Consider the following 13,042-nt stretch of genomic DNA (forward strand, 5'->3'; position numbering starts at 1 on the left):
TTTGTCTATCCCTGCAATCCACCCTTCCCGCGGTACAGTTTCACGGGCTTGTCGAGCTTCAGCTCCAGTACGGTCATGTATGTGTCGAGGACGGTTTCGGGCACGTTGATGTAGACGATCCCGGGCACGGGGCTCCAGCTGATCTTGCCTACGATCTTGTGCTTCAGTTTTGTTCCGTTCCCCACAACCGTAATTTCCTTGATCGCATTGTCAAGCCCTTTCACCATGATCTCGCCGGATTGTTTGGCGGGCAGGAAGAGGTAGAGTGTGGAAGAATCTTTACTTAAAGTAGTAGGTCCGTAGAAGTGGCCCTGCGGGATGCCGCCGAGCGTACCGAAAATAGCGGTCTCATGCTTTTTGTTCCATTTGCCCAGTTCGCGGAGCACGTTTTCTTCCTCGGGCGGGATGGTACCGTCGGCCTTGGGACCGATGTCGAGCAGCATGTTGCCGCCGTTGCCGATGGCATCGGCGAATATGGTGATTACTTCGTAGGGTGTTTTCCAGTTGGTGTCCTGCGGCTGCCATCCCCAGTTGTTGTTGATGGTCATACAAAGCTCCCACCAACGGAAGCTCGGGCGCTGCACGGGGAAGTTCTGCTCCGGGGTGTCGTAGTCGCCGTATCCCATGAGGCGGCCGTTGATGATGGTGTTGGGGTTGTGCGTGGTGAGCATCTTGCGCACCTTTTGCGCTTCCCATTCGTCGGCGCTGTGTTCCCAGTCGCCGTCGAACCACCAGAGATCGGGGTTGAACTGGTTCATAACTTCAGCCATTTGTCCCTGGTAGAATTTGCGGAAACGTTCCCAGCGGGCGGTGTCGTCTTTGATCTGATACCGGCTGCTGTCTTTCAGGAAACCGGGATAATCGTCGCTGGTCCAGTCGATGAGCGAAAAATACGCGCCGGCTTTGATGCCGCGTTGGCGGATGGCATCGAAGAAGGGGGTGAGCACATCGCGTTTGGCGGGTGTGGCTTTGGCGGTGCTGAGGTCGTTGAGTTTGGTATCCCAGAGGGCCACGCCGTCGTGGTGCTTGGTGGTGATCACGGTGTAGCGGGCGCCGGAGGCGGCGATGAGGTCGGCCCAGGCCTGGGGATCGTATTTATCAGCGGTGAAGCCTTTTATTTGCGCCATGTAATCGGCGTGTGAAATCTTTCTGTTGTGGAAGCTCCAGCTTTCATCGATCCCGTTCACGGAGTAAATGCCCCAGTGAATGAAGATCCCGAGCTTGGCGTCGGCGAACCATTGCATTTTCTCTTTGATCTCTTCCGGATTCGTCTTTTGTTGCTGCTGCAGCGGCTGTTCCTGCTGCGGTCCTTTTTGTGCGCAGGAGGCAAGTAGCGACGCCATGGCTCCCGCCAGTACTAGTTTTTTCATTTGAAGCTGTTTGTTAACAAGAAATTCATGTACACTGTTTCTCAATCCCCGTTGCTTATCATACTTGGTGTTGGCATGAGCGGGGTGGCTGCTCCCGTAGGGGCAAGGTCACAAAAATAGACGGATTCAATAAAAACGGCGCTTTTTTTGTATAACCGGTCGAAAAAATAACGGATTATAACGGTTTGGGAAAAATTTAATGTTTACTTTTAGCCCCCGATATTAATTCGACCTGACAATTAAAACTAATATCAGCAATGCAACCGACTTTATTGATCCTGGCGGCCGGTATGGCCAGCCGGTACGGAAGTTTGAAACAGATCCAGCAATTTGGCCCCAGCGGTGAAACGATCATCGACTATTCCATTTATGACGCTATCCGCGCAGGTTTTGGAAAAATCGTGTTCATTATCCGTGAAAATTTTGCGGCGGAATTCAAAGAGATTTTCGAGCCGAAACTGAAAGGCAAAGTAGAAACGGCGTACGTTTTTCAAGATATGAACGCATTCACCGAAGGGTTCGAAGTACCGGCCGACCGTACGAAGCCCTGGGGTACCGCTCACGCAGTACTTTGCGCGAAAGACGCTATCAGCGAGCCATTCGCGGTGATCAATGCCGACGACTTCTATGGCCGCGACGCATTCGAGAAAATGGCGGAGTTCCTGCGCAACGAATGCGATTCCAACCGCTACAGCGTGGTAGGGTATGAGCTGGGCAAAACCGTGAGCGAATACGGTTCCGTATCCCGCGGCGTTTGCGAAGTGAATGCCGAAGGCAACCTGGCCGGTATCGTGGAGCGTACAAAGATTACCGTGGAAGATGGTAAGATCGCGTACGAAGACGGCGACCAGAAAGTGGAGCTGGGCCCTAAAACGCCCGTGTCCATGAACTTCTGGGGTTTCGATCCTTCCGTGTTCGAAGTGAGCGAAAAACTGTTCAGCCAGTTCCTCGAGCAAAACCTTTCCAATCCCAAATCAGAATTCTTCATCCCCATCGTGGTGGATTCCTTCATCGCAGCGGGCCTGGGTTCCGTAAAAGTGATCCCCACCAGCTCGCAATGGTTCGGTGTTACCTATAAGGAAGACGCTCCGGGCGTACAGGCTTCCCTGTCCGCTCTCGTGAACGGCGGAGAATATCCCGACAACCTCTGGAAATAAGCAGCATTAATGGTACATACCGACATCATCAGCGCATTCGGGCTTCAGCCCGGCGAGTTCAGCATGCAGAAATTCGGGAGCGGGCACATCAATAACACATTCCTGCTCACCGGGCCAAATGATAAGCGTTATATCCTCCAACGGATCAATACCTACGTTTTCCGCGAGCCAGATGTAATTGCCCGCAACCTCAAACTGGCAGGCGATTACCTCGACAAGCACCATCCGGAATATCTCTTCATCAAAGCCATTCCCACGGTGGCGGGCGAAGAGATGTACCAGCATGGCGATGAATACTGGCGGATGATCCCGTTCATCCCTGATTCCACGTCGGTAGACCAGGCGGATAATACCCGGCAGGCGTATGAAGCCGCGAAGCAGTTCGGCCTGATGGCGCGGATGTTCCACGGCATCGACCTGCACGAGTTCAGGGCTTCCATTCCCAACTTCCACAACCTCACCCTGCGCTACGCATCCTTCCAGGAGGCCATCCGCACGGCGAAGGAAGAGCGGAAGCAATTCGCGGAGTCGCTGGTGGAGCAGTTCCTCCGGTACAGCGATATCGCGGTAACGTTCGAGTCGCTGAAAACCAACCCGGAATTCACCGACCGCCTCATGCACCACGATACGAAGATCAACAATGTATTGCTGAAAAAGGGCAGCTTCGAAGGCATCTGCGTCTGCGACCTCGACACCCTCATGCCCGGCAAAGTGATCTCCGACCTGGGCGATATGGTGCGCACATATGTGTGCCCCGTGAGCGAGGAAGAGCGCGATTTCAGCCAGATCGAAGTGCGCGACGAATATTACGAAGCCCTCATGAAGGGTTACCTTTCCGAAGTAGGGAGCACGCTCACCGAAACAGAAAAGCAACACCTTTTCTATGCCGGCAAGTTCATGATTTACATGCAGGGGATCCGTTTCCTGACCGATTACCTGAACGGGGATGTATATTACCCGATCAAGTATCCCGAGCACAATTACAACCGTGCAAAGAACCAGCTGACACTGCTGCAGCAGCTCATCGCCAAGGAGCCGCAGCTCCAGGCGATCATCGACAAATGCCTCGCTTCCTGACGGAAACGTACATATTTTATAGGAAGCCCCCGGCCCCGGGGGCTTTTTTATTGTTAGACGACATGCCAGTATATGGCAGTATTATTGAAATTTTTCCAAAATTGACCTATTTTGTTTCGATTTTATTAAAAAACGGAAGCTGGATTGATTTTTCACGAAATATCGCTTCGGGGTTTGTTTTTTATTTTGATCACTTATACATTTGTATCGATAACAAAAAATCACAGCACCTCCATGTGGGTAAATAAAGACAATAACAAAATCAATCACATCGTAGCGCAGCTCAACTGGGCCATTACGCTCGTCGTGATCGTCGTTGTCATTATTACCCGCCAGCCAATTGGAGGATAGACAAGCGTGTATAATCACAACGAATAATAAACGCCTTCCTCCACCGGGAAGGCTTTTTTTGGGTACGCAAATTCCAATTTTTATGTATAGCTATTACAACGAAAACACGATTCTTTACTACAACGGTGAGTTCTTAAAAGCCACCGAGGCCAAAATCGACCTGTACGGCCAGTCGCTGCACTACGGATACGCAGTATTTGAAGGGATCCGCGCATACAAAACCGCCAGCGGGGAAGTGAAGATCTTCAAGGCGAAAGAGCACTTCGACCGTTTCAAGCGCTCCTGCGAGCTGATCCACATGCCGTACGACTTCAACAATGAAGAACTGATCGCAGCATGCTATAAAGTATTGGAACTGAACAACATGACCGAAGCGTACATCCGTCCGCTCGCCATTTGTCCTCCCAACATGACGCTGAAAGCCGCTGATGAAACCCACGTCCTCATCTGCGCATGGGAATGGGGTGCTTACCTGGGTGAGAAGCTCCTGCGCGTGATGCTTTCTTCCTACCAACGCCCGAACCCGAAAGCGTTCAAAATCGAATCCAAGGCCGCCGGCCTGTACGTGAACTCCATCCTCGCCTCCCAGGAAGCGAAGAGCAAAGGTTACGACGAAGCCCTGCTGCTGGATATCGAAGGCTTCGTGGCCGAAGGCCCCGGCGCCAACCTCTTCTATGAGAAAGACGGCACTATCTATACACCCGCCAAAGGCAACATCCTGCCCGGCATCACCCGTGCTACCGTGATCGAAATCTGCCAGGAACTGGGTATCCCCCTGGTAGAGAAACAAATCTCCGTAGACGAACTCTACGAAGCGGATTGCGTATTCTACTGCGGTACCGCCGCCGAAGTCGTAGGCTGGGACAGCTTCAACGACAAAGGCTTCGCCAAACCCTGGGCCCAATCCCTCGGTAAAGTCATTCAGCAGGCTTACAAAGCCAAAGTGCTGGAGAAAGAATTTGACAGAGCGGCTATTCCTGCCTGATATTGAAGGAGATACCCCCTGCCTCCGGGGCCCCGGAGGCAGGGGAAACTTCCCCTCCCTAAAAAGCGTCCATGGCCGTTGAATGGCGTAAACGCTTTTCCCTCCAACCCTCACCCACAGCGGTTTTTGGCTCTCAATGCCACCTTTTGAAGACCGGGAGCAGCCAAATTATAGGTTTGAATTTCACGCGCCCCGGGTATAATTTCAACGATAATTCTAAATTTCAGACAGCCGACAACGGTATTTTAACCGACAGATCATGGAGTTAAACAAATACAGCAAAACGATTACGCAAGACCAGACGCAGCCCGCCGCACAGGCGATGCTGTACGGGATCGGACTGACGGAAGGTGACCTGAAGAAAGCGCAAGTGGGCATCGTGAGCATGGGCTACGACGGCAACACCTGCAATATGCACCTGAACGACCTGGCGAAGAAAGTAAAAGACAGCGTATGGGCCAACGACCTCGTGGGCCTCATGTTCCACACCATCGGCGTGAGCGACGGGATTAGCAACGGTACCGACGGTATGCGTTATTCCCTCGTGAGCCGGGATCTGATCGCAGACTCCATTGAAACCGTTTGCGGCGCACAATATTATGACGGCCTGATTACCGTTCCGGGATGCGATAAAAACATGCCCGGCTCCCTCATCGCCATGGGCAGGCTGAACCGCCCCGCCATCATGGTGTACGGCGGCTCCATCGCCCCCGGCAAATGGAGAGGGCAGGACCTCAACATCATCTCCGCCTTCGAAGCCCTCGGGCAGAAGATGGCCGGCAACCTCGACGACTCCGATTTCAAGGAAATCATTCAACATAGCTGTCCCGGCGCGGGCGCCTGCGGCGGCATGTACACGGCCAACACCATGAGCTCCGCCATCGAAGCCATGGGCATGAGCCTCCCGTACAGCTCCTCCAACCCCGCCACCAGCAAAGAAAAGCATGAAGAATGCGCCGCGGCAGGCAAAGCCATCCGCCTGCTGCTGGAAAAAGACATCAAACCGCGCGACATCATGACCTTCGAAGCGTTCGAAAACGCCATCGTAGTGATCATGGCTCTCGGCGGCAGCACCAACGCAGTGCTCCACCTCATCGCCATCGCGAAATCGGTGGGCGTGAACCTCACCATGGACGACTTCCAGCGCCTGAGCGACTCCACCCCGCTGATCGCGGACCTCAAGCCCAGCGGCCGTTTCATGATGCAGGACCTCCACGAGATCGGCGGCGTTCCCTTAGTAATGAAATACCTGCTGAAGAAAGGTATGCTCCACGGCAATTGCCTCACCGTAACCGGCAAAACCATCGCGGAGAACCTGGAAGCGGTACCCGATATCGAATTCGAGCAGCAACCCATCATCGTGCCGCTCGAAAAACCACTCAAAGCCAACGGCCACATCCAGATCCTGTACGGCAACCTCGCCGAACTGGGCTCCGTGGCCAAAATCACCGGCAAAGAGGGCGAGCGCTTCACCGGCCCCGCCCGCGTATTTGACGGAGAATTCGAACTGATCGCAGGGATACAGAACGGTCGCGTGAAAGCAGGCGACGTCGTCGTTATCCGCTACGTAGGCCCCAAAGGCGGACCCGGCATGCCGGAGATGCTCAAGCCTACCAGCGCGATCATGGGCGTTGGGCTGGGCAAGAGCGTTGCGCTCATCACCGACGGCCGTTTCTCCGGCGGTACACACGGTTTCGTGGTTGGGCACATTTGTCCTGAAGCCTACGACGGCGGCACCATTGCGCTGGTGAACGACGACGATATCATCGAGATCGATGCGGTGAACAACGTCATCAAAGTGAACGTGTCGGACGAAGAGCTGGCAAAACGGAAGGCGGCATGGAAACAGCCTGCCCTCAAAGCAACGAAAGGAATCTTATTTAAATACGCTAAACAAGTTAAAAATGCAACAGAAGGATGTGTTACCGATGAAGAGTGAAGACTCTGACAAGCGGACTGCCGCCGCGCCCGAAATCATCACCGGTGCGGAAGCCGTGATACGGTCGCTGATTGCCGAAGACGTGGACACCATTTTCGGGTACCCCGGTGGTGCTATCATGCCTATCTATGACGCCCTGTATGATTTTCAGGATAAAGTACACCATATTCTCGTTCGTCACGAACAAGGCGCTACCCACGCCGCGCAGGGTTATACCCGCGCCGGCGGTAAGACAGGCGTAGTGTTCGCCACTTCCGGCCCCGGCGCCACCAACCTGGTGACCGGCCTGGCAGACGCTTATATGGATTCTACCCCCATGGTTTGCATCACCGGCCAGGTAGCCGCGGTGCTCCTGGGAACCGATGCTTTCCAGGAAACAGACGTGATCGGCATCACCACGCCCATCACCAAATGGAATATCCAGGTGACGCGTCCGGAAGACATTCCCGGCGCCATCGCCAAAGCTTTTTACGTGGCGAAGAGCGGCCGCCCCGGGCCCGTGCTGGTAGATATTACCAAGAACGCGCAGGTGGGCAAGCTCGACTTCCAGTATAAAGCCTGCGATTATATCCGCAGCTACAAACCCGTGCCGGTGCTCGATATCGAACAGGTGCAGAAAGCGGCGGAACTGATCAACAGCGCGAAAAAGCCTTACATCCTGGCCGGCCACGGTATCCTCATATCCGGCGCGGAGCAGGAGCTGGTGGCGTTGTCGGAGAAGGCGCAGATCCCCGTGGCGTCCACGCTGCTGGGGCTTTCCGCCATGTCTACCTCACACGCCAACTACGTGGGTATGCTGGGCATGCACGGGAACTACGGTCCGAATATCAACACCCTCGAAGCAGACGTGATCATCGCCATCGGCATGCGGTTCGACGACCGGGTGACCGGCGAGGTGGCCTCGTACGCCCGCCAGGCAAAGATCATCCACTTCGAGATCGATAAAGCGGAGATCAACAAGATCATCAATGCCGACGTGGCGGTGCATGCCGACGCGAAGGAAGCCCTCACCGCATTGCTGCCGCTCATCAACAAGGCGGAACATGCCGAATGGCTCGAAACCTTCCGCGCGGCCGATCGCCAGGAAGAAGAAATGGTGACGAAGAAAGAGTTATACCCCTCCGAAGGCCAACTGAAAATGGCGGAAGTGGTAAGGCTCATCTCCGAGCAGACCGATGGCCGGGCCATCCTCGTGACCGACGTAGGACAGCACCAGATGATCGCCAGCAGGTATTACCGTTTCAAGGATCCGAATACCAATATCACCAGCGGCGGCATGGGCACGATGGGCTTCAGCCTGCCCGCGGCCATGGGCGCCAAGGTGGGTGCTCCCGATAAAACGGTGGTGGCGGTAATCGGCGACGGTTGCTTCCAGATGACGCTCCAGGAACTGGGCACCATCTACCAGACGCAGATTGGTGTGAAGATCGTGATCCTCAACAACAACTTCCTCGGAATGGTGCGGCAATGGCAGCAGCTGTTCTTCGACAAGCGTTACTCTTCCACCGAAATGATCAACCCCGACTTCGTGCAGATCGCGAAAGGGTTTTATGTTCCGGGCCGGAAAGTGACGGAGCGCAGCGAAATCGCGGCCGCCGTGAAGGAAATGCTCGACACACCCGGCGCCTATCTGCTGGAAGTGGTAGTGGAACAGGAAGACAACGTATTCCCGATGGTGCCCGCAGGCGCACCGCTTTCCGCCATCCGCCTCGCGTAGTCATTAACCATTAACAGGACCAAACAATGCAAAAAGAATATACCGTTACGGTGTATACGGAAGACCGGATCGGGATCACCAACCGCATCACGGTAATCTTCACCCGCCGTGGCATCAATATCACCAGCCTTACCACCGCCGAAACGGAGGTGCCGGGCGTATATAAATTTGTCATCACCGTACTCAGCACACGTGACCTGCTGGAGAAAGTAGTAGGGCAGATCGAGCGGCTCATCGAGATCCACCGCGCGTTCGTGCACGAGGAGGACGAAGTGGTGTACCAGGAACTGGCGTTGTACAAGATCTCCACTAAAGCGCTTCACCAGGGCGACATCGAGAAGATCATCCGCGACAATAACGCCCGCATCCTCACCATCACCCCGGATTACTTCGTGCTGGAGAAAACGGGCCATCAGCAGGAGCTGATCGGCATGCTGCAAAAACTGGAGCCTTACGGCCTCATAGAATACACAAAAAGCGGGCGCGTGGCCATTGTGAAATGGAGCCGCCGCTTCCACGAACATCTGAAGGACCTGAGCCTGCAGGAAGCAGACAACCTGAAAGATTAATTTATCCGTATTACGAACAACATTAAAACTTTTAAACAACACTATCACAACATGGCAACCATCAATTTTGGCGGGGTTCTGGAAGACGTAGTAACCAGAGAAGAATTCCCCATGGAAAAGGCAAGAGAAGTGCTGAAAAATGAAACGATCGCTATCATCGGTTACGGTGTACAGGGCCCCGGCCAGGCGCTGAACCTGAAGGACAATGGTTTCAACGTAATCATCGGTCAGCGCAAGAATTCCAAAACCTGGGATAAAGCCGTTGCTGACGGATGGGTACCCGGCGAAACCCTCTTCGAAATCGAAGAAGCCGCTGAAAAAGGCACCATCATCCAATACCTCCTCAGCGACGCCGGCCAGATCACATTGTGGCCGACCCTGAAGCCGTTCCTCACCAAAGGTAAAGCCCTGTATTTCTCTCACGGCTTCGGCATCACTTATAAAGAGCAAACCAATATCATTCCCCCGGCAGACGTGGACGTGATCCTGGTAGCCCCCAAAGGCTCCGGTACATCCCTGCGCCGCCTGTTCCTCGCAGGCCAGGGCCTGAACTCTTCCTTCGCCATCTTCCAGGACGCAACCGGCCACGCGCGTGACCGTGTTATCGCCCTCGGTATCGGCGTTGGTTCCGGTTACCTCTTCGAAACCGACTTCAAAAAAGAAGTATTCTCCGACCTCACCGGCGAGCGTGGAACCCTCATGGGTTGCATCCAGGGTATCTTTGCCGCGCAGTATAAAACCCTCCGCGACAACGGCCACTCTCCCTCCGAAGCGTTCAACGAAACCGTGGAAGAGCTCACCCAGTCCCTCATGCCCCTCGTAGCCGAGAATGGTATGGACTGGATGTATGCCAACTGCTCCACTACCGCTCAGCGCGGCGCGCTCGACTGGTGGAAGAAGTTCCGCGACGCTACCCAACCGGTGTTCGACGAGCTGTATGCTTCCGTAGCCGCTGGTAAAGAAGCGCAACGTTCCATCGACCTCAACAGCCAGGCGGATTACCGCGAGAAGCTGAATGCGGAGCTGGAAGAGCTGCGTAACAGCGAAATGTGGCAGGCAGGTGCAGCAGTGCGCAAGCTTCGCCCCGGCAAATAATAAAGCCACGAAAAATAAAAAAGAAAAGTACCACCTCCCCGGTACGGTACTTTTCTTTTTTATTTTTAACCAATCATTACATGTTTCAAGTGCACCATACGATCGATACGCAACAAATCTTAGCAGCAGCAAACCGGCTTAAAGGCGTTGTCACCCGCACGCCGCTTACATACAATTCCAACCTCAGCAGAAGATACCAGGCCAACGTCTACCTCAAAAGGGAAGACATGCAGGTCGTACGTTCCTACAAGCTCCGCGGAGCTTACAACATGATGAGCACCCTCGCGCCCGAACTCCTCGCCAACGGCGTTACATGCGCCAGCGCAGGCAACCACGCACAGGGTTTCGCATGGTCGTGCCGCCGCCTCAACGTCAAAGGCGTCGTGTTCATGCCCATCATCACGCCCAAACAGAAAGTAAACCAGGTGAAAATGCACGGGGGCGACAGCATCGAGATCCGCCTCGTCGGCGATACGTTCGACGACTGCTCCGCCGAAGCGCAGGCCTTCACCCGCGAAAATAAAATGACCTTCATCCCGCCGTTCGACGATCCCCGGATCATCGAGGGGCAGGGCACCGTGGGCCTTGAGATCCTCGAAGATCAACCCAGGGTCGATTACATCTTCATGCCCATCGGCGGCGGCGGCCTCGCTTCCGGCGTGGGCTCCTACTTCCGCACCTTCAGCCCCGGCACCAAAATCATCGGCGTAGAACCCGAAGGCGCCCCCTCCATGCTCAAAGCGCTGGAAAACGGCGGGCCCGTCACCCTCCCGGATATCGACCGCTTCGTAGACGGCGCGGCCGTGAAAAGGGTGGGCGACCTCAACTACCAGATCTGCCGCGACGTGCTCGACAAAATGAGCCTGGTCCCCGAAGGGCGCATCTGCTCCACCATCCTGCGCCTTTATAACGAAGACGCCATCGTGGTGGAACCCGCCGGCGCGCTTTCCATGGCCGCGCTCGACGATTACGCCGAAGCCATCAAAGGCAAAACGGTGGTCTGCGTAGTGAGCGGCAGCAACAACGATATCGACCGGATGCAGGAAATCAAGGAACGCTCGCTGCTCTACGAAGGCCTCAAGCATTACTTCATCGTCCGCTTCGCGCAGCGCCCCGGCGCACTGAAAGAATTCGTGAACCACGTGCTGGGCCCCGACGACGATATCACGCGCTTCGAGTTCATCCAGAAGCACAACAAGGAAACCGGTCCTGCCCTGGTGGGTGTGGAACTGAAATACCGCGAGGATTACGACAAGCTCCTGGCGAACCTTGTGCGTTACAACATTCATTATACCGAGCTGAATAAAGACGACAACCTGTTCGGTTACCTCGTTTAGTATTGGTTCAACCTATAGTAGTAGTGTTTAAGCCCCGGTCACCGAGACCGGGGCTTTTTGTGCCATATGAGGATCATGGGCGCTATTATGTAGAACAAAATAGTGCGCTGTTATTCAATCATTTACCGTTCATCCTTCGTTCATCCTTCGTCGGTGTTCCGTGTTGGCTTGGGTTTGAGGATGTTTGAACGAAGGATGAACGAAGGATGAACGAAAGATGGACGGAGAATCGGCATTAATTGTCATGAATATGACAATTGGAAGGTTGGTAAAATATATGAATTGAATGCTATACATTCGTGATATGCTCAGTTACTGGGAACAGCAAAGCCTCATTGCTTACGATTGCATTGTGATCGGCAGCGGGATCGTGGGATTGTCGGCGGCGATCAGCCTGAAGGAGAAATCCCCCCGCCGCAGGATCGCCGTGCTGGAGCGGGGGCTGCTGCCCGTGGGGGCCAGCACCCGGAACGCGGGCTTCGCCTGCATAGGGAGCCTCACCGAAATCCTCGATGACCTGGAACATATGCCTTCCGAAGACGTAGTGGCCCTGGTGCACCTGCGCCGCAAGGGCTTACAGCTCCTCCGCGCCCGTATCGGCGACGAACGGATGGATTACCGGGAAAACGGCAGTTACGAGCTGATTTCGGCCGCGGAAGCCCCGGCATTGGAGCGCCTCGATGAAGTGAACGAGCTGCTGGGCGGCATCCTCCCGGGACCGGCATTTTCCCTGGCCGATCATAAGCTGGCCCAAACGGGCATCGTGGCGGAGCATCTCGTGCAGAATAATTTTGAAGGGGAACTGAACACCGGCAAAATGATGCGCACACTCATCGATCTCGCCATCGAAAGAGGGATAGAAATTAAAACAGGGTGCGAAGTACTGGGGCTCGACGAATCCCCCGGTACCGTGACCGTCCGCGTCGCGGGAGGGCTTACCCTCACGGCGGCGCATGTAGCAGTATGCACCAACGCTTTCACGCCGGCCTTGCTCCCGGGGCTCGACATCACGCCCGGCCGCGGGCAGGTGCTCGTCACCGAACCCGTAAAGGGATTGCCGTTTAAAGGCATTTATCATTTCAATAAAGGATATTATTATTTTCGTGAACTGCAAGGCCGGATTCTCTTCGGCGGCGGCCGCAATCTTGACTTCGAAGGAGAAACATCAACCGAACTGAAGCTGAATGAAACGATCCAGGCGGATCTGGAAGAAAAACTACGCACCATCATCCTGCCCGGCAAAGAAGTGGCCATCGCATACCGCTGGTCGGGCATCATGGCATTCGGCGGCACGAAGCAGCCCGTAATCAGGGCGCATTCACAACGTATATTCCTGGCCGTGAGGATGGGCGGCATGGGCATCGCAATCGGATCCGAAGCGGGGCGCATGCTGGCGGGACTGGTGCCGGCATAACATATTCTCGTTTACTGGTATTTAATTCGCT

At 54.8% G+C, this 13,042-nt stretch carries 10 protein-coding genes; 9 read left to right on the plus strand and 1 reads right to left on the minus strand.

Annotated features, from left to right (window positions below):
• Positions 1-5: 5 nt before the first annotated feature.
• A complete protein-coding gene (locus WJU16_RS19690; protein ID WP_341835126.1) occupies positions 6-1,370 on the minus strand; it encodes an alpha-L-fucosidase in 1,365 nt (454 codons plus the stop codon).
• 257 nt (positions 1,371-1,627) lie between these two features.
• Between WJU16_RS19690 and WJU16_RS19695 the strand changes: the two genes are divergently transcribed.
• From WJU16_RS19695 to WJU16_RS19735, 9 genes are all read left to right on the plus strand, one after another.
• Positions 1,628-2,527 carry a sugar phosphate nucleotidyltransferase gene (locus WJU16_RS19695; protein WP_341835127.1) on the plus strand — a complete coding sequence of 300 codons (900 nt, stop codon included), beginning with the start codon at positions 1,628-1,630 and terminating at the stop codon, positions 2,525-2,527.
• Positions 2,528-2,536: 9 nt separating this feature from the next.
• Positions 2,537-3,604 (plus strand): aminoglycoside phosphotransferase family protein, encoded by a 1,068-nt coding sequence (locus WJU16_RS19700; RefSeq protein ID WP_341835128.1) that lies wholly within the window; start codon positions 2,537-2,539, stop codon positions 3,602-3,604.
• Positions 3,605-4,037: 433 nt separating this feature from the next.
• Positions 4,038-4,940: a branched-chain amino acid transaminase gene (locus WJU16_RS19705; protein ID WP_341835129.1), complete on the plus strand. Its 903-nt coding sequence runs from the start codon at positions 4,038-4,040 to the stop codon at positions 4,938-4,940.
• Positions 4,941-5,199: 259 nt separating this feature from the next.
• The gene (gene ilvD / locus WJU16_RS19710; RefSeq protein ID WP_298710290.1) at positions 5,200-6,879 is read left to right on the plus strand and encodes a dihydroxy-acid dehydratase; all 1,680 of its coding nucleotides are present in this window, start codon (positions 5,200-5,202) and stop codon (positions 6,877-6,879) included.
• Positions 6,845-8,596 (plus strand): biosynthetic-type acetolactate synthase large subunit, encoded by a 1,752-nt coding sequence (gene ilvB, locus WJU16_RS19715; RefSeq protein ID WP_341835130.1) that lies wholly within the window; start codon positions 6,845-6,847, stop codon positions 8,594-8,596. Before ilvD ends, ilvB begins: the two co-directional genes overlap by 35 nt.
• Positions 8,597-8,622: 26 nt before the next feature.
• On the plus strand, positions 8,623-9,165 hold the full coding sequence (gene ilvN / locus WJU16_RS19720) for an acetolactate synthase small subunit (protein ID WP_298710288.1): 543 nt from the start codon (positions 8,623-8,625) through the stop codon (positions 9,163-9,165).
• 51 nt (positions 9,166-9,216) lie between these two features.
• Positions 9,217-10,260, plus strand: a complete 1,044-nt coding sequence (gene ilvC, locus WJU16_RS19725) for a ketol-acid reductoisomerase (RefSeq protein ID WP_298710286.1) — start codon at positions 9,217-9,219, stop codon at positions 10,258-10,260.
• Between the two features lie 80 nt (positions 10,261-10,340).
• On the plus strand, positions 10,341-11,597 hold the full coding sequence (gene ilvA, locus WJU16_RS19730; RefSeq protein ID WP_341835131.1) for a threonine ammonia-lyase: 1,257 nt from the start codon (positions 10,341-10,343) through the stop codon (positions 11,595-11,597).
• A gap of 286 nt (positions 11,598-11,883) precedes the next feature.
• Complete coding sequence (locus tag WJU16_RS19735; protein ID WP_341835132.1) at positions 11,884-13,011, plus strand: FAD-dependent oxidoreductase; 1,128 nt, start codon at positions 11,884-11,886, stop codon at positions 13,009-13,011.
• Positions 13,012-13,042: the final 31 nt, after the last annotated feature.

Source organism: Chitinophaga pollutisoli (assembly GCF_038396755.1).
GTDB lineage: Bacteria > Bacteroidota > Bacteroidia > Chitinophagales > Chitinophagaceae > Chitinophaga > Chitinophaga pollutisoli.